General features: G+C 72.8%; 15 protein-coding genes. 5 read left to right on the top strand and 10 right to left on the bottom strand.

Annotated features, from left to right (window positions below; all coding sequences use genetic code 11):
• Positions 1 to 6 precede the first annotated feature (6 nt).
• The 4 genes from NI17_RS10840 to NI17_RS10855 all read right to left on the bottom strand — a co-directional run bounded on the left by NI17_RS10840 (position 7) and on the right by NI17_RS10855 (position 4,459).
• Entirely contained in the window at positions 7 to 1,023 is a 1,017-nt protein-coding gene (locus NI17_RS10840; protein ID WP_068690935.1) for an ABC transporter substrate-binding protein, read from the bottom strand.
• Entirely contained in the window at positions 1,020 to 1,811 is a 792-nt protein-coding gene (locus NI17_RS10845) for an ABC transporter ATP-binding protein (RefSeq protein WP_068690932.1), read from the bottom strand. The genes NI17_RS10840 and NI17_RS10845 overlap by 4 nt, the downstream gene beginning before the upstream one ends.
• Complete coding sequence (locus NI17_RS10850; RefSeq protein ID WP_084012578.1) at positions 1,811 to 2,947, bottom strand: FecCD family ABC transporter permease; 1,137 nt, start codon at positions 2,945 to 2,947, stop codon at positions 1,811 to 1,813. The genes NI17_RS10845 and NI17_RS10850 overlap by 1 nt, the downstream gene beginning before the upstream one ends.
• A gap of 204 nt (positions 2,948 to 3,151) precedes the next feature.
• On the bottom strand, positions 3,152 to 4,459 hold the full coding sequence (locus NI17_RS10855; RefSeq protein WP_243597684.1) for an MFS transporter: 1,308 nt from the start codon (positions 4,457 to 4,459) through the stop codon (positions 3,152 to 3,154).
• 189 nt (positions 4,460 to 4,648) lie between these two features.
• Between NI17_RS10855 and NI17_RS10860 the strand changes: the two genes are divergently transcribed.
• From NI17_RS10860 to NI17_RS10875, 4 genes are all read left to right on the top strand, one after another.
• Positions 4,649 to 4,984 carry a YnfA family protein gene (locus NI17_RS10860; protein WP_068690930.1) on the top strand — a complete coding sequence of 112 codons (336 nt, stop codon included), beginning with the start codon at positions 4,649 to 4,651 and terminating at the stop codon, positions 4,982 to 4,984.
• Positions 4,985 to 5,489: 505 nt separating this feature from the next.
• A complete protein-coding gene (gene ggh, locus NI17_RS10865; protein ID WP_119267608.1) occupies positions 5,490 to 6,869 on the top strand; it encodes a glucosylglycerate hydrolase in 1,380 nt (459 codons plus the stop codon).
• 514 nt (positions 6,870 to 7,383) lie between these two features.
• Positions 7,384 to 8,052, top strand: a complete 669-nt coding sequence (locus tag NI17_RS10870; protein ID WP_068690926.1) for a class I SAM-dependent DNA methyltransferase — start codon at positions 7,384 to 7,386, stop codon at positions 8,050 to 8,052.
• A gap of 129 nt (positions 8,053 to 8,181) precedes the next feature.
• Positions 8,182 to 9,963, top strand: a complete 1,782-nt coding sequence (locus tag NI17_RS10875) for an ATP-binding SpoIIE family protein phosphatase (RefSeq protein WP_068690923.1) — start codon at positions 8,182 to 8,184, stop codon at positions 9,961 to 9,963.
• 158 nt (positions 9,964 to 10,121) lie between these two features.
• On the opposite strand, the gene recD2 is transcribed toward NI17_RS10875, so the two are convergent.
• From recD2 to NI17_RS10900, 5 genes are all read right to left on the bottom strand, one after another.
• Positions 10,122 to 12,332 carry an SF1B family DNA helicase RecD2 gene (gene recD2, locus NI17_RS10880; protein ID WP_068690921.1) on the bottom strand — a complete coding sequence of 737 codons (2,211 nt, stop codon included), beginning with the start codon at positions 12,330 to 12,332 and terminating at the stop codon, positions 10,122 to 10,124.
• A gap of 118 nt (positions 12,333 to 12,450) precedes the next feature.
• Entirely contained in the window at positions 12,451 to 12,645 is a 195-nt protein-coding gene (locus NI17_RS10885; RefSeq protein WP_068690919.1) for a hypothetical protein, read from the bottom strand.
• A 24-nt stretch (positions 12,646 to 12,669) separates the two neighbouring features.
• Positions 12,670 to 13,023, bottom strand: coding sequence for a DUF8129 domain-containing protein (locus NI17_RS10890; protein ID WP_068690917.1), 354 nt, complete (start codon positions 13,021 to 13,023; stop codon positions 12,670 to 12,672).
• Positions 13,024 to 13,068: 45 nt separating this feature from the next.
• Entirely contained in the window at positions 13,069 to 14,277 is a 1,209-nt protein-coding gene (locus NI17_RS10895; RefSeq protein ID WP_068690915.1) for a zinc-dependent alcohol dehydrogenase, read from the bottom strand.
• A gap of 173 nt (positions 14,278 to 14,450) precedes the next feature.
• The gene (locus NI17_RS10900; protein WP_068690913.1) at positions 14,451 to 15,407 is read right to left on the bottom strand and encodes a threonine ammonia-lyase; all 957 of its coding nucleotides are present in this window, start codon (positions 15,405 to 15,407) and stop codon (positions 14,451 to 14,453) included.
• A 135-nt stretch (positions 15,408 to 15,542) separates the two neighbouring features.
• On the opposite strand from NI17_RS10900, the gene NI17_RS10905 reads away from it, so the two are divergent.
• Positions 15,543 to 16,523 (top strand): helix-turn-helix transcriptional regulator, encoded by a 981-nt coding sequence (locus NI17_RS10905; protein ID WP_068690911.1) that lies wholly within the window; start codon positions 15,543 to 15,545, stop codon positions 16,521 to 16,523.
• On the opposite strand, the gene NI17_RS10910 is transcribed toward NI17_RS10905, so the two are convergent.
• Positions 16,511 to 17,353: a DUF817 domain-containing protein gene (locus NI17_RS10910; RefSeq protein WP_234401889.1), complete on the bottom strand. Its 843-nt coding sequence runs from the start codon at positions 17,351 to 17,353 to the stop codon at positions 16,511 to 16,513. The two genes, NI17_RS10905 and NI17_RS10910, sit on opposite strands and share 13 nt — an antisense overlap.
• Positions 17,354 to 17,767: the final 414 nt, after the last annotated feature.

Genomic DNA, 17,767 nt, shown 5'->3' on the forward strand with positions numbered 1-17,767 from the left:
GCCGCGCTACTCCTCGCGGTCCTGGTGGAACTCGCGCAGGTAGTCGGCGAACTTCTCCAGGCCGTCGACGTTGCGCGGCCCGCTGATGCCCTCGTTGTAGTCGAGGACGAAGAAGGCGTCGTTGACCACCGCGGGCAGGTCGGCGGTGATCGGCGAGGACTTCAGGAAGTCGATCTTGTCCTGGGCGGGCTGGTCCCCGTAGTCGAGGATGACGATGACCTCGGGACGCGCCTCGACGACCGCCTCCCAGCCCGCCTGGAACCAGCGTTCGTCGACGTCGCCGAAGATGTTCTCGCCGCCCGCGAAGCGGATGATGTCGTTGGGGGGCACCTGCCTTCCGGCGGTGAAGGGCTGGTCGGTGCCCGAGTCGTAGAGGAACACCGGGACCGGGTCGCCCTCGGGTGCCCGCTCGCGCACCGCCGCGACCCGTTCGCGGAAGTCGGCGACGACCCCGGCCGCCCGGTCCTGCACGCCGAAGATCGCCCCCAGGCGCTCCAGGTCGGTGTAGAGGGCCTCGAACGGCTCGACCCGCTCGGGGAAGCCCGGGTAGTTGTAGCAGGACTCGGTGTGCATGAAGCTCTGGATGCCGAGCCCGTCGAGGATCTCGGGGGTGATGCCGCGCTGGTCGCTGAAGCCCGAGTTCCAGCCGGCCACGACGAAGTCGGCCTCGACGTCGACGACCAGCTCCCGGTTGAGCAGGTCGTCGCTGAGAAACTCCACCTCGGCGTACTCGGCCGCCCACGGCGACTCCTCGACCGGCGGGTTGGCCGGGGGCATGACGTAGCCGAGCACGTGGTCGGTCAGGCCCAGGACGAACATCTTGTCGGCGCTGCCGCCCTCGTAGACGACCGCGCGCCGCGGCGTGGTGTACTCGACCTCCTCCCCGCACCGGCGCACGGTGACGGTGCGGGCCTCGCCGGCGGCCTCGATCTGGGCGCCGCACCCGGTGAGCAGGAGGGCTCCGGCGGCGGCGAGCAGCACCGGGCGCGGCAGGTCCGCACCCGTCCTCGGCCTGGTGGTCAAGGGTTCCCCTTCTCTGTGGTGTCGGAGGTGAGCGTGTAGAGCAGTTGCGGGGCGCCGGTCAGCGGGTGGGGGACCACCTCCGCGTCGACCCCGAAGACCTCACGGACCAGCGGCGGCGTCAGGACCTCCCGCGGCGTGCCCGAGGCGACCAGGCGCCCTTCGGAGAGCACCCCGACGCGGTCGCAGGCCGCCGCGGCCAGGTTGAGGTCGTGCAGCACCACGAGGACGGTGGTCCGGGTGCGGCGCAGCAGCGACAGCAGGTCGATCTGGTGGCGCACGTCGAGGTGGTTGGTGGGCTCGTCCAGGACGAGCACCCGGGGCTCCTGGGCGAGGGCGCGGGCCAGCAGCACCCGCTGGCGCTCTCCCCCGGACAGCTCCAGGACTCCGCGGCGGGCCAGGTGGGCGACGTCCATGCGCTCCATCGCCCACCGGCACAGCCGCCGTTCGCGCACGTCGAGCGGCCGGTTGCCGCGCAGGTGGGGGGTGCGGCCGAGCGCGACGACCTCCTCGACGGTGAAGTCGAGGTCGGTGCCGTTCTCCTGGGTCAGCGCGGCCACCGCCCGGGCGCTCTGCCGCAGGGCCAGGTCGGCCAGGTCGGTCCCGCCCAGCAGCACCGCTCCCCCGCTGGGCCGCAGCGCCCGGTAGACGCAGCGCAGGACCGTCGACTTGCCCGAGCCGTTGGGTCCCACCAGGCCGACGAGTTGGCCCTCGGGCACGTCCAGCGACAGGTCGTGGACGATCCGGCTACCGTCGACGTCCACGGACAACCGGTCGATGCGCAGTTCCACTACCGGCCTCCGAACAGGTAGGCCCTGCGGCGCATGAGCGTGATGAACACCGGGACGCCGACCAGCGCGGTGATGACGCCGACGGGCAGTTCCCGGGGCGCGGCGAGCACGCGGGAGACCAGGTCCACCCAGACCATGAAGACCGCGCCGACCAGGGGGGCGAGGGCGAGCACGCGCCGGTGCCCGGCTCCCGCGACGATGCGCACGACGTGGGGGACCACCAGTCCGACGAAGCCGATCACACCGCTGACCGCGACCATCGCCCCGGTCATGGCCGAGGTCAGGACGAACAGGCCGCGGCGCAGCCGGTCGGCGTCCACCCCGAGGCTCGCGGCGGTCTCGTCGCCCAGCGCCATGACGTCGAGCGGGCGGGCGAGGCGGCGCAGGACGAGGACGCCCGCGCCGACGGCGGCCGCGACCACCGGCAGCGCGCCCCAGGTGGCCGCTCCGAAGCCGCCCATGGTCCAGAACAGCACCGTGCTGGTGGCCTCGCTGTTGGGCGCGAGGTAGACGATGACGCTCATGACCGCCTGGAAGGCGAACGACAGCGCCACGCCGGTCAGCACCAGCCGCAGCGGGCTCACCCCGGTCCGCGTGCGGGCCACCAGGTAGACCAGCAGTGTGGCCGCCGCCGCGCCGAGGAAGGCGCCCACCGAGACCGCGTGGATCCCGAACGCCGCGAGCCCCCCGGAGACGGTGACGGCGACCGCGCCCACGGAGGCGCCGGAGGAGATGCCGAGGACGAAGGGGTCGGCGACCGCGTTGCGCACCATCGCCTGGACGGCCACGCCCACCGCGCCGAGTCCGGCGCCGACGACGGCGGCGAGCAGGACGCGGGGGGTGCGGATCTGCCAGATGATCTGGTAGCGCGACGCCTCGTCGGCGCCGATCGTCCCGCCGCTGAGCGCCGCCCACAGGTAGCGCGCCGTGTCCTCGGGCGGAACGACCGCCGCGCCCAGTCCGATCGCCGCGAGCACCGACGCGGCCAGGGCCGCCGCGAGGACGGCGACCGCGGCCCCGGTCGCCCACGCCGTCGCCGTCCACCGGGCGTCCGGCGGGCGGTCCGCGTCGTCGTCGGGGTCGTGGTCCCGCTGGTCGTCGCAGAGTGTCCCGGACGGGGGGTCGGCGTGGCGCACTCCGGGGCCTTTCCGTCGTCAGTATAGATAATGGATATCGTTTTCAAAATACTCCTGCGGACGGTTCAGTACCAAACGCGACGAAGTCCCCGAGAACGGACCGCGGGGGCGCGGTCCCGACCGCCGGACACGACGACGGCCCCCGTGAAGATCACGGGGGCCGTCGTCGAGGGGCCGGTCCGGGCGGCGGGCGCGCGGGCGCCCTCACTCCCCTCTGGGCACGGGGGAGCGGGCGAAGGGCGTGGCGAGCGCGACGAGCGCGGGCAGGACCGCCAGGGCGAGCACCGCGGGCAGGTAGGAGTCGGCCAGGTCGCGGCCGAACGAGAGCAGCAGCGGCGCCACCGCCGTGGAGGCCACCGCCACCGACTGGGTGAGTCCGCGCAGCGATCCGATGACACCGGTGCCGTAGTAGTGCGGGAACGCGACGGCCTCGACCGACCTGGCGCCGGAGGCCGCCGCGCCCAGCGAGACGCCGTAGAGCACCGCGGTGACCCCGGGCGAGACCAGCGGCAGCATGGCCAGCGCCCCCGCCTGCAGCGCCATGGAGCAGAAGATGAGCAGCTTGGGGGAGAACCGGTCGGCGGCCGCGCTGAACAGGAACGACGCGGCGAGTCCGGCGACGGTCTGCGGCAGGAAGTTGGCCGCCGCCTGCGCGGTGCTCAGCCCCCGCTCCCCCAGCAGCGCGATCTGGTGGAAGTACACCGCCGTGCTCACCAGCCCGCTGCAGGCGACCGCGCTGGTGACGACCCAGAACATGGAGGTGCGCACGACCGCGCGCAGCGGCCACGTGGTCCCGGCGGCCCCGGTCCCGTCCGGGGAGGAGTCGGCGGTCTCCTGCTGCTCCCGGGCGCCGTGGCGCACGCCGCGCAGCCCCCAGGCCGCGATGGGCAGCACGACCGCCCAGATCAGCGCCGCCTCGCCGAGCACGGTCCACCGCCAGCCGAACTCCGCGACGGCGCGCTCGCCCAGCAGGGGCACCAGCGAGATCCCGGCCGTCCCCACGGCGGTGGTCACGCCCAGCGCGGTGCCGCGCCCCCTGGTCACCGCCACGGCCACCGCCGTGGTGGACACCAGCGTCATCCCGCCCTGGCCCATCGCGCGCACGCCGACGAACGCGGCGGTCAGCCCGACCAGTTCCTGGGCCGTGGCCAGCAGGGTCAGGAAGGCGCCGAAGGCCACGGCGACCAGTGCCAGCACGGGGCGGACGCCGAACCGGTCGACCGCCCGGCCCAGCCAGGGCAGCGCCAGCGCGCCGCTGAGCGTGCCGACCAGGTAGGCGGTGGAGACCGCGGACCGGCTGATGTCGAGGTCGGCGATGAAGTGGTCGATGAGGATCGAGATCCCCGCGGTCTGTCCGGGGCCGCTCAGCGCCAGGACGACGGCGCACATGGCGACGACGGCGGTGCGGCGCGGCGGCGCGGCGGTCGGGGAAGGGGCGGTCGACGCTTCGGTGTCGGCGCGCGGGGTCAGGAGGGCCTCCCTCGTCGTGGTCGGACACGGGGCCGCGGGCACGGCGGACGGGCACCGACAGAGATGGGAGGATCGGACGTCTGCGTGCCACCGCCGCACGGCACGGGCGTTTAGACCCTACCCTGCCCGCTCCCGCCGCCGGTGTGACCTTGGTCGCGGTCGTGTCGCCCCGCGGCCCCGGGCGGGTAGGGTCGCCGACCGGTCCCCGTCCCCCGTCCCGGAGGAGTCCTCATGCCGGTCCTGCTCTCGGTCGTCCTGTTCGCCGTGGCGGCGCTGTTCGAGATCGGCGGGGCGTGGCTGGTCTGGCAGGGGGTGCGCGAGCACCGCGGCCTGGCGTGGATCGGCGCGGGCGTGATCGCACTGGGCGCCTACGGCTTCGTGGCCACCCTGCAACCGGACGCGCACTTCGGCCGCATCCTCGCCGCCTACGGCGGGGTGTTCGTGGCCGGCTCCCTGGCCTGGGGGATGGTCGTGGACGGCTACCGCCCCGACCGCTTCGACGTCGTCGGCGCGCTGATCTGCCTGCTGGGCGTCGCGGTCATCATGTACGCGCCGCGCTCGACCTGAGCCGCTCCCCGAGCGCCTCGCGCGCGGTCGGCGACTCGGCAAAAGGCGTGCGCGGAACCGCCGATTCGGTCGGTACGAAAGCGTCCTGGCGGCGCGCCGTCCCCCCGGCCCGCGGTGGCCGCGCCGGGAGCCGCGTCCGCCGCGCGCCCGGCCTCCCGGCCCTCCGTACTGCGGCGACCCGCGACGGCACCGGAGACGGATGCCGACCCCCGCCCTCCGCCATTCAAGTGACTTGGGTCACATCCGGTCGGTTGGCTCGAACCGGAGCGAAAACAGCGACAGCATAACGGACACAGGTGTCGACACGGCACGGAAGCTCCGCGCGAGGGCGCGTGGAGAACCGACGCCGAGGCGGCCGGGAATCCCGAAGGGGATGCCCACCTCTGACCCTGCCTGTAACATTTTATTAACACACTCGTCGCTCATCCCCCGCACCCGCAGCAAGCGCGCGAGCATCGGAACCAACCACCTCCACTCAGCAGCACTTCGCTTCTTGGAGACGTCCATGACCACGGGCTCAGTCGGCCTGTTCGCGCCCCAGCCCCAGCGCCCCCGCCTGGGAACCGTCGCGCTCGCCTCGGGTGCGGCCTGGGTGCTGGCCGGTAACGACACCGGAACCATGGTGACGGCCTCACCGCGCCTCTACCCGCACATGTGGAGCTGGGACGCCGCGTTCATCATGGTGGGCCTGGCCCAACTGGACGTGGACCGCGCCGCCCGTGAGATGGAGACCCTGCTGAGCGGACAGTGGGCCGACGGCATGATCCCGCACATCGTGTTCAGCGACGAGAACGGCTACTTCCCCGGCCCCGACCGCTGGCAGACCGCGGTGGTGTGCGAGCACGCGCCCGCGCGGCCGCACACGTCGGGCATCTGCCAGCCGCCGGTGCACGCCGTCGCGCTGCGCAAGATCGTGGACGCCGGACGGCGGCGCGGCGGCGCGGACCGCCGCCGCGCCGAGTCGCTGCTGCGCACGAGCTGGCCGCGGCTGTTCGCCTGGCAGCGGTGGCTGGCCACCCACCGCGACCCCCTGGGCACCGGGCTGATCGCGGTGACCCACGGCTGGGAGTCCGGCATGGACAACTCCCCCCGCTGGGACTCCGCCTACGCGTCGGTGCGGCCGGGCGGGGACCTGCCCCCCTACGTGCGCAAGGACCTGGACAAGGTGGGCGACGAGGGCGAGCGGCCCACCGACGACGAGTACGACCGCTACCTCTGGCTGATCGAGGAGATGCGCCGCGTCGGCTACCGCGCCGACGAGATCGTGCGCACGGGCAGCTTCCTGGTCGGCGACGTGTTCATGACCGCGCTGTTCGCGCTCTCCTGCGAGGTCCTGGCGGAACTCGGCGAGGAGTCCCGACAGCCGGGGGAGCAGGTCGCGCAGTTGCGTCACTGGGCCGCGCGCTCGCGCTCCGCGGTGCTCGCCACCCGCGACCCGGCCACCGGACTGGCCCGCGACTTCGACGTGCGCGCCGAGAAGTGGATCACCACCCCCAGCATCGCCGGGTTCTCCCCGCTGCTGTGCGGCGGCCTGAGCCCCGAGGACCAGACGGCGCTGGTCGCCGCCCTGGAGGGCCCCGACTGGATGGGGCACCCCGGTCTGGCCGTCGCCACCCCGCCCACGGTCTCCCCCTCGGCCCCCGAGTTCATGCCCAAGCAGTACTGGCGGGGCCCGCAGTGGCCGGTGATCAGCTGGCTGTTCAGCTGGGCGATGCGCCGCGGCGGCATGTACGACACCGCCGCCGACATCCGCGCCGAGACCCTGCGGCTGGTCTCCGACGGCACCTTCGCCGAGTACTACCACCCCCTCACCGGCGCCCCCCTGGGCAGCCTCAGCCAGTCCTGGACCGCCGCGGTCGTGCTGGACTGGCTCTACGAGGGTTGAACCCCTCCCCGAACGCCTTTCCGGGGTGCTCTTCCGCCCCCCTCGGGAACGTGTGGCCCCGGCTCCGGGAAGAGAGTTCTCGGCGGCTTCGGCCCCGAGGGGAGAGTTCCGAGGCGTCCTCGGCGCGAGAGGGGTCCGAAAACCCCTTCCCCGGCCTTCCGGCACCGGGTACCCGCCCTCACGGGCGGAGGTCTGCTCACCGCTTCTCCGAGACCGGGATCACACGGCACCGGGAGCCGGAGCCGCCCGGAATTCCTCTCGGGAGCGCCACGCACCGGAAATCCCCTCCCCCGGGGCTTCACGGGCCCTCCCGCCCCGCTCGTCGCCTGCCGTCCCCGCCGTCCCACCGGATCCGAATCCTGTTCGCCGGTACGCTGAAATGCACTGACATCCGATTTGTGGAATACGTGGCCACATGATCACGACCACGGTAGGATCTCAGCCCAATTTCATAGTCGCGTCGGATCCTGAGCACCCACAAATTCCGACATAAGGCAAAAAGAGGTAAATAACCATGGAAAATGGCGACCCGGGGGCGGCCAGCATGGGGACGTGGGACGAACGAGCAGCCAGTCTGGCAGCGGCGTTCAACAACATCGGAGAACACTACGACGACGCGTTCCCGCACAAGGAGGGGCAGGTCGAGTGCGTGCGCGGTCTCCTCGACCGACTCCCGGCAGGCGCCCGGGTCCTCGACCTCGGCTGCGGCACGGGAGTCCCCACCAGCCGCCAACTCGCCGCCGCGGGATACCGGGTGACCGGAACCGACATCTCACCGACCATGATCGACCTCGCCCGCCGCAACGTCCCCGAGGCGGACTTCGCGGTGGCCGACATCATGGACCTCGACGCCGACCAGCGCTACGACGCCGTGGTCGCGTTCTTCTCCCTGCTGGTCCTGCCGCGCGCCCGGATCCCGGAGGCACTGGCGGCCATCCACCGCGCGCTCGTACCCGGCGGCTGGTTCTGCCTGTCCATGGTCGAGGCCGACATCGACGACGTCCCCATCCACTTCCTCGGCAACCAGGTCCACGTCAGCGGCTACCTGCGCGACGAACTGCGCACCGTGGTCGAGTCCGCCGGATTCACCGTCGAGGACGAGAACGCGTTCTCCTACGCCCCAGCCAGTTCCCAGGCCTACCCAGAGGTCCAGCTGTTCCTGACCTGCCGACGCGCCGACTGACACGTTCTGCCTGGTCACCACGCCGTGGAAGCGAATAAGATCTTCATCGGGCACCGCCGCGCCGTTTCTTCGGGAAGGAGCTTCGAGAGATCTCAGACCCCGCTCGTCGAACGCGGAGAGCCCACACCGATGGAACCCACAGACCAGAGGCGCACCGCCTCACCCACCACCCGCAGCACCGGCGGCACGCGCGCCCGCGCCGCCGGAAGTCCCCGCGACGACCGGGAACAGCGGGCACTGCTGCGCCAGCGACTGGACTTCCTCAACGAGGCCACCATGGCGATCGGAGGAAGTCTCGACCCGGAGAAGAGCGCGTTCGGGTTCGCCGACGCACTGGTGCCGCTCCTGGCGGACTTCGCGGCGGTGCACCTCCACGACACCCTGCTGCCGCCCCACCCGCTCGACATCGGCCTTCCCGAATCCGCCAACGCGCTGCCCCGTACCCTGCGGCAGACCGCGGTCACCCACGACGGCGACGCCCGCTGGGCCGTCCTGGCCACCGAGGACGGCACCTGGACGCCGGACCCCGCGCACCCGGCCCACCGGGCGATGGCCACCGGGCGCCCCGTCGTCTGCGACGTGGACGAGACGGTCGCCCGCGCCCTGACCGGCGACCGGCCCGAAACACTCCTGGGCTGCCCGCTGCTCGCCGTCCCGCTGTCGGTGCGGGGACGGACCCTGGGCGCCGCGCTCCTGATGCGCGGCCCCGGCCATCCGCACTTCGACGAGGTGGACGTACTGACCGCGCGCCAGCTCGCCGCCCAGGCCAGCCTGGGCGTGGACAACGCCCACCTCTACCGGGCCCAGACCACCATCGGCGACGCCCTGCAGCACAGCATGCTGCCGACACTGCCCTCGCGCCTGTCCAGCGTGGACATCGCCTACCGGTACGTCAGCAGCAGCCACACCGCCCAGGTCGGCGGAGACTGGTTCGACGCGATCCCGCTGCCCGGCAGCCGGGTCGCGCTCGTGGTGGGCGACGTCATGGGCCACGGTCTGCGCTCCGCCGCGGTCATGGGCCAGTTCCGCACCGCCGTGCAGACCCTGGCCGCCATGGACCTGCCGCCCGACCACGTGCTGCGCCACCTGGACGACCTCGCCCACCAGCTCGGCGAGGGCTACCTGGCCACCTGCCTCTACGCGGTCTACGACCCGGTCACCCACCGCTGCTCGATCGCCAGCGCCGGACACGTCCCACCGGTCCTGCTGCACTCCGACGGCACCGCCGAGCTCCTGCGCCCGCCCACCGGCGCGCCGATCGGACTGGGCGGGGTGGCCTTCGAGTCGTTCGAGTTCACCGTGGACGACGGCGAGGTGCTGGTGCTGTGCACCGACGGACTGGTGGAGTCGCGCCACCGGGACGTCGACTCCGGGCTGGCCGCGCTGCGCGCCAACCTCGCCCACCCCGACCTGCCGCTGGACGACCAGTGCGAGACGCTGCTGCGGGCGCTGCACACACCCGAGCAGGAGGACGACGTGGCGCTGCTGCTCGCCCGGCTGCGCGGTGTCCCCAGCGGGGACTTCGCCCAGTGGATGCTGCAGCCGCGCCCCACCACCCCCGCGCTGGCGCGCCGCCTCATCCGCACCACGCTCACCGAGTGGGGCCTGCCCTCACTGATCGACCTGGTCGAACTGCTGGCCACCGAACTGGTCACCAACGCCGTCCGCTACGCCTCCCGGCCGATCGACCTGCGGCTGCTGCGCACCGACATCCTGCTGTGCGAGGTCACCGACGACGACCAGCACCGGCCGGTGCTGCGTCAGGCGTCGACCACCGACGAGGGCGGGCGCGGCCTGCAACTCGTCAGCAGCCTGTCCCGGCGGTGGGGCGCCAGCGCCAAGACGACCGGAAAGGTGGTCTGGTTCGAACTGGACCTGCCCGCCGACGGACACGCCTTCCCACCGGGTTGACCGGGCTTCGCCGGTGGGGTTCTCGTGGGGCGTCGGGGGCGGGGAGGTCGCGGACCGCTCCCGGCCCAGGAAACTTCGGCCCGACCCCCACGGCGAGACCCCACCACCGCCCCGGGTTCTCCGGGAAGAACCCGCACCCACCACAGAATCCCCGTGAGTCACCCGGCCAGCCGGTGGTCCAGTGCGGTGTGGCGACGCCCCGAGGCGGTGTTGCGCACCGCCTGGGCGACGGCCCGGCGCGACCCGACCAGGACCACCAGCCGTTTGGCGCGGGTGATGGCGGTGTAGAGCAGGTTGCGCTGCAGCATCATCCAGGCGCTGGTGGTCACGGGGATGACGACGCACGGGTACTCGCTGCCCTGGGAGCGGTGCACGGTCAGCGCGTAGGCGTGGGTCAGCTCGTCGAGTTCGGCGAAGTCGTAGCCGACCTCCTCGCTTTCGTCGGTGAGGACCGTCAGCGCCTGCTCGACCGGGTCGATGGCGGTGACGTTGCCCAGGGTGCCGTTGAACACCCCGTTGGCTCCCTTGTCGTAGTTGTTGCGAATCTGCACCACCTTGTCGCCGACCCGGAACACCCGGCCGCCCACGCGCCGCTCGGGCGCTCCCGGACGGGACGGGGTGAGCGCCTCCTGCAGCAGCACGTTGAGGTTGCCCGCTCCGGCGGGACCGCGGTGCATGGGGGCCAGGACCTGGATGTCGCGGCGCGGGTCGAGACCGAAGCGGCGGGGAACGCGGTTGGCGACCACGTCGACGGTCATCTCCGCGGCGGCCTCGGCGTCCTCGCAGGGAAAGAGGAAGAAGTCCGACATCCCCGCCAGTTCGACGGGCTTGCCGGTGTTGACGCGGTGCGCGTTGGTGACCACACCGGACTGGGCGGCCTGGCGGAACACCTGGGTGAGGCGGACGCTGGGCACGGGAGAGCCGTCGGCCAGCAGGTCGCGCAGCACCTGTCCGGCGCCCACCGAGGGAAGCTGGTCGACGTCGCCGACGAACAGGAGGTGCGCGCCGGGAGGGACGGCCTTGGCCAGCTTGTTGGCCAGCAGCAGGTCGAGCATGGACGCCTCGTCGACCACGAGCAGGTCGCAGTCGAGGGGGCGGTCCCGGTCGTAGGAGGCGTCGCCGCCGGGTCTGAGCTCCAGCAGCCGGTGCACGGTGGAGGCCTCGTGCCCGGTCAGCTCGGTCAACCGCTTGGCCGCGCGCCCGGTGGGGGCGGCCAGGACGATCCTGGCGCGTTTGGCCGCGGCCAGGGTGATGACGGAGGCGACGGTGAAGGACTTGCCGCAGCCCGGGCCGCCGGTGAGAACCGCGACCTTGCGGGTCAGTGCGAGCCGGACCGCCCGCTCCTGGGCGGGAGCCAGCTCGGCGCCGGTGCGCTCGCGCAGCCAGGACAGCGCCCGGTCCCAGTCCACGTCGGCGAAGGCGCCCAGGCGGTCCTCGGGGGCGTCCAGCAGGGCGCGCAACTGGTTGGCCAGCGACGTCTCGGCGCGGTGGAACGGAACCAGGTAGACGCCCGTCACCGTCTCGCCGTCGCGGTCGGGCAGCTTCTCGCGCACCACCCCCTCCTCGGCGACGAGTTCGGCCAGGCAGTCGATCACCAGGGCCGAGTCGACCTGCAGGATCTTGACAGCCTCGCTGATCAGCGTCTCCTCGGGCAGAAAGCAGTGGCCGTTGCCCGTGGACTCCGACAGGGTGAACTGGATTCCGGCCTTGACGCGCTGCGGGCTGTCGTGCGGGATGCCGACCGCGCGGGCGATGGAGTCGGCGGTCTTGAACCCGATGCCCCACACGTCGGCGGCCAGCGAGTAGGGCTCCTCGCGCACCACCCGGATCGAGTCGTCGCCGTACTTCTTGTAGATGCGCACCGCCAGTGACGTGGAGACCTCGATGCCCTGGAGGAAGACCATCACCTCCTTGATGGCTTTCTGCTCCTCCCACGCCTCGGTGATGATCTTCGTGCGCTTGGGGCCGAGCTTGGGCACCTCCATGAGCCGTTCGGGGGTGTGCTCGATGACGTCGAGCGCCTGGTCGCCGAAGTGGTTGACGATGTGCTCGGCCAGCCGCGGCCCCACCCCCTTGACCAGCCCCGAGCCCAGGTAGCGGCGGATGCCCTGCACGGTCGCGGGCAGCACCGTCGTGTAGTTGTCCACCTGGAACTGCCGCCCGTACTGGGGGTGGGAGGTCCAGCGCCCCTCCATGCGCAGCGACTCGCCGGGATGGGCGCCCAGCAGCGAGCCGACCGCGGTGACCAGGTCGCCGCCGCGCCCGGTGTCCACGCGGGCCACGGTGTAGCCGGTCTCCTCGTTGGCGTAGGTGATGCGCTCCAGCACCCCTTCGAGCACCGCCGTGCGGAACGGTTCACCGGAAGCCATCGAGGCACCTCCCCAGTGGTCGGAGCAACAGGGACACCGCTGACGGTATCCGACAGCGGTGACGTCCGACCCGGGGTCGCGGGGTGACGGGGGCCGCTGCGCCCCCGTCACCGGCGGCTCACCGGCTGCTTCCGCGCTCCCCCTTGGGGCCCAGGCCGCGCTCGGTGCGCAGCCGCGGCTCCCGGCCCTCCTCGCGGAGTTCCCGGTTGGCCTGCTCGCCTGCGCCCTGGTCGTTGGCTGTCCCCTCGTTCTCCAGCCGCTTGCGCCGACGGGCGCGCTCGGTGTCGTACTTGTGGCTTCCCGGTTGCGGCATGACGTCTTCCTCCTCGGTCTCCGGTCAGGGCTGCCGGTCGCCCTTGGGCCTGGCGGGCTGGGCGGGCACCCCGTGCGGCGGCGGGTTGCTGGACGGACTCTGGCTGGCCTCCCCGACCGGGGAGCCGCCCGACGCGGGCGGGGCCGTCTCCGGGGTCGCCGACTGGTCACCGGACGACGGCCGCCCTCCCTCCTGCAGACTCCTGATCCGCTGGTTCAGCAGTTCCAGCACCGGTGTGCGCTGGGCGTGCGCCTCCTCGTAGGCGACGAGCTCGCGCAACTGCTCCTCCGACAGCGAGCGGATGCGGTGCTGCAGGGTGCCCAGCGGCAGGTTCTCGTAGTCGGGAAGCACCAGGTCGCTGCGGTGTACTCGGGGCATCGGACCTCCTCGTCCTCGTGGTCGGCTGCCGGACCGGCGACCCGGTCACACGGTGGTGAGGGCCACCTTGGTCCATCCCGGCTCGTGCCGGTCGAACGCCTCGTAGGCGCGCAGGACGTCTCCGGTGATGGGCTCCTCCTGGGTCAGCACCGAGGTGATGTCGAGCTGCTGGGAGGCCACCATGTCCAGCAGTTTCGGGATGTACTTGCGGTGGTTGCAGTTGCCCATGTTGAGCGCCAGGTTCTTGTTCATGGCCTGCCCGATCGGGAAGGTGTCGGTTCCGGGCGGGTAGACCCCGATGATCGCCACCGTCCCGGCCTTGGCGACCGCGTCCACGGCCCACCTGAGGGCCTGCGCGGAGGCGCCGCCGACGGTCCGCTCGTCCCCGGTCCGGGCACTGGGCACCGAGGCCGCGTGCTCCTTCTCCAGGCGGTGCACGTCGTCTCCGGTGGAGGCCGCCGGGCCGCTGGTGGGCCGTTCGGCGTCCACGCCCACGGCGTCGATCACCCGGTCGGGGCCGATGCCGCCGGTCAGCTCCACCAGTGCGGCCACGGGGTCCTCACGGGTGTAGTCGATCACCTCGGCGTGCAGGGCACGCGCCTGCTCCAGCCTGCTGGGCACCGCGTCGACGGCCAGTACCCGGCCCGCCCCCTGCTGCCAGGCGCTCAGGATCGCGAACATGCCCACCGGGCCGCAGCCGAAGACCGCGACGGTGTCCCCGGTGGTGATCTCGGCCAGCCGGGCGCCGAACCAGCCGGTGGGGAAGATGTCGGAGAGCAGGATGCCCTCCTCGTCGCTGACCCGGTCGGGCAGGCCCACCAGGCCGATGTTGGCGTAGGGCACCCGGACCCGCTCGGCCTGCATGCCCTGGAAGGAGCCGGTGGACTGCGGGCCGCCGAAGAACGCCGTTCCGGCGCGGCGGCCGCCCGGGTTGGCGTTGTCGCACTGGGCGAAGTAGCCGGCGCGGCAGTAGCTGCAGGTACCGCAGCCGATCGTGGAGGGGATCACCACCCGGTCGCCGGGGCGGAAGTTGCGCACCTCGGAGCCGACCTCGGTGACCACTCCCACGCCCTCGTGGCCCATGACCGTGCCCGGTTCCATGCCCGGCATCGTGCCCCGCACCATGTGCAGGTCGGTGCCGCAGATCGCACTGGTGGTGACCTGGACGATCGCGTCCTGGGGGTCCTGGACGGTCGGCTCGGCGACCTCGTCCAGCCGGATGTCCCCCACTCCGTGCCACACCACGGCTCTCATGTCGTCTCCCCCTCGTGTCGGCGCGGAGCCGCTCGGCGGCGCGGCCCCGCCGGGTAGGCGCGTTCCGGCTCCGTTCGCGTCCGGACCGGAGGGCGCGTGTGCCCACTATCCGAGGTCACCGGTCTCAACCCTCACCACCGGAGAAACCGGGGCCCCGGGGCGGGCGCGTCCGCTCACCGCGGACGCACGGCCGCGGTGAGCACCTCGGCCAGCAGCCACGGGTCCGCGTTGCCGCCCGAGACCACCGCGACCGTGCGTCCGCGGGGGGTGCGGCCGGACAGGTAGGCCGCGGTCGCCAGGGCTCCGCTGGGCTCGGCGACCAGGCGGGCGCGCCGGGCCAGAACCCCCATCGCCGCGCGGATCTGCGCCTCGCCGACCGTCACCACCGAGTCCAGGCGCTCCCGCAGGTGGGCGAAGGTCAACTCGGAGTTGCCCACCCGCACCCCGTCGGCGATCGTGTGCCGGGTCCGCTCCGACGCCCACACCGTGCGCCGCCCCAGCGCGAGCCCTTCGGCGGTGTCGGCGGCGGCCTCCGGTTCCACTCCGACCACCCTCGCCGAGGGGCGCAGTGCCGTGACCGCCGTGGCCACGCCCGAGGCGAGACCCCCGCCGCCCACCGGGACCAGTACCACGTCGACCTCGGGCAGGTCCGCCACGATCTCCAGTCCGACCGTGCCCTGGCCCGCGATCACGTCGGGGTGGTCGAAGGGCGGCACGAGCGCGGCCCCCTCCTCGGCGGCCAGGGCGCGGGCCGTCTCCTCCCGCCGCTCGGGCGGGACCGTGACCACGCGCGCGCCCATCGCGCGCATCGCCTCGACCTTCACCGGTGAGGCGCCCTCGGGGGCCACCACCGTGCACCTCGCCCCCAGCGCCCTGGCCGCGTGGGCGAGGGCCTGGCCGTGGTTGCCCGAGGAGTGGGTGACCACGCCCCGGGCGCGGGTGGCCCCGTCCAGCAGCGCCACCGCGTTGGTCGCCCCGCGGATCTTGAAGGCTCCCGTCGGCTGCAGGTTCTCCGGTTTCACCCAGAACTCGCCGTCCGCCCACGGACACGGCACCACCGGTGTGCGCACCACGCCGCCCGTCAGCCGCTGTGCCGCCTCGCTGACCTGCCGCAGCCCGACCAGTTCCATGCCCTCGCCCTTCCTCTCCCCCGCACACCCCGAGCACGGGCCGTGCCGGCGCCGACCGCCGACCACCGTGGTCCTACCCCGCCCCGCCTTCCTCGCCCGGGGAACCGAACACACGGAAGGCGGGACAATGGGGGCATGCGCGCCAGTCGCCTCCTGTCCCTGCTCCTGCTGCTGCAGAACCGCGGCCGGTTGACCGCCGCACAGCTCGCCGCCGAACTGGAGGTCTCCGAACGCACCATCTACCGCGACGTGGAGTCGCTCAGCGCCGCGGGCATCCCCGTCTACGCCGAGCGGGGCGTGGGCGGCGGCTACCGGCTGGTGGACGGCTACCGCACCCGGCTGACCGGTCTCAACGACGGCGAGGCCGACTCGGTGTTCCTGACCGCGGTGCCCCAGGCCGCCGCCGAGCTGGGGCTGGGCGCGGAGATGGCCGCCGCCAACCGCAAGCTCCTGGCCGCCCTGCCCGACAGCATGCGCGAGCGCGCCGAGCGCGTGCGCGACCGGTTCCACCTGGACGCGCCCGCCTGGTTCCGCGAACCCGACCAGGCCCCGCACCTGGCGGCGATCGCCTCGGCGGTGTGGGAGCAGCGTGTCATCGCGGTGCGCTACCGGCGGTGGAACTCCGACCCGGTGGAGCGGGTCCTCGCCCCGCTCGGCCTGGTCCTCAAGAGCGGGCTGTGGTACTTCGTGGCCCTGCCCCATCCGGACACCTCCGGTCGCGGCCCGCGCACCTTCCGCGCCGCACGGGTCGACGAGGCCACCGGCACCGGCGAGCGCTTCTCCCGTCCCGACGACTTCGACCTGGCCGCCTACTGGGAGGAGTGGTCCCGCGAATTCGAGGCGGGACTCTACACCGGCACCGCCCGGGTGCTGCTCACCCCGGCGGGCCGCGACCTGCTGCGCGCCACCTGTCCGCCCGCGCTGCACGGCGCGCTGGACGCGGCCGAGCCGCGCCCCGACGGCCGACTGCACGCGGAGGTCCCGTTCGAGTCCCTGGAGCAGGCCACCGCGCAGTTCACGCAGTGCGGCCCCGACGCCGAGGTGCTGGAACCGGCGGAGCTGCGACAGCGGGTGGTGGAACGGGCCCGCGCCACCGTCCGCCGCTACGCGGAGTGAGCCGAGGGGGACTCGACCAGCGCGTGCCGCTTCTTCCAGGCGACCACCAGGACGAACGACACGGTCACCAGCAGCGCCCAGGACCCGAACTTGCTGAGCGACACCATCGTCCACACCTCGGCCTGGTCGGGGTAGTTCCAGGCGCCCAGCAGGGTGGCGATGTTCTCGGCGAGCCACAGGAAGAACCCGATCAGCACGAACGCCAGCGCCAGCGGCATGCGGTAGCGGGTCCGGCCCACCGTGAAGTACACCCACGTGCCCCAGGTCACCGCGAGCACCGCCACCGCGAGCGCGGAGCGCAGGTCGGGCAGCCAGTGGTGGGTGAAGAAGTTGAGGTAGACCGCGGCGGCCACGACCGCCGTGGCGGCGCGCCGGTAGCCGGTGAGCCGCAGGTCGAGCAGCCGCCAGGAGCGCACCACGTAGCTGCCCACCGCGGCGTACATGAACCCGCTGTACAGCGGGACCCCGCCGAGCTTGGTGAGGGCGGGCTCGGGGTAGACCCAGGAGCCCATCTGCACCTTGAACAGCTCGAAGACCAGGCCGACCACGTGGAAGCCGAGGATCGCCAGCAGTTCCCGGCCGCTCTCCAGGCGCAGCGCCCAGAACACCGCGGTCACCGCGACCAGGTAGACCAGCAGCGCGTCGTAGCGGGGGATCGGCAGCGGCAGAAGCATGGACAGTCCCAGACCGGCGAAGACGCACGCCGCGAACGCGCACGACCACGCCTGCGCCCAGCCGAAGCGCACGAACTGCGCGACGAGCCGCCCGGCCCGGCCCCGCGCCTCGATCCGCCCCAACACCGCTTCCAGCGGCCGCCACTCCAGCGACACCGGGCCCCCTTCACCGATCCGGCAGTGTTGGAGCACCCTAGCGAAGAAAACCCAACCATTGGGACTTCTGGCCTGTTTCGGCCAATTCGCCACATAAGCGACAGTTTGCAGAACGCGGCACTCCAGCCCCGAGGAGGAGGGCCGGGCGCCCCCGCCCCGGAGGATCGTGTGGCACCAGCCCCGAGAGGATCTCCGGGTGGCCCTGGCTCCCGAAGGTCTTGGAACCTCAGCCCCGAGGGGGTTTGCAGGCCGCCTCACCCCCAGGGGCGTGCGGCCTCAGCTCCGTGGGGGTGGGCGAGAAGCGTTGCGGGAGAGGCCCGCCCGAGGGGGTGGGCTGGCGCGGGAGTGGGGAGGCGCCCCCGGGCGCCGACCCACCCGCGCCCCCCCACAGGCGGAACAGGGAGAAGAACACCG

The organism is Thermobifida halotolerans, from assembly GCF_003574835.2.
GTDB classification, from domain to species: Bacteria; Actinomycetota; Actinomycetes; order Streptosporangiales; family Streptosporangiaceae; genus Thermobifida; species Thermobifida halotolerans.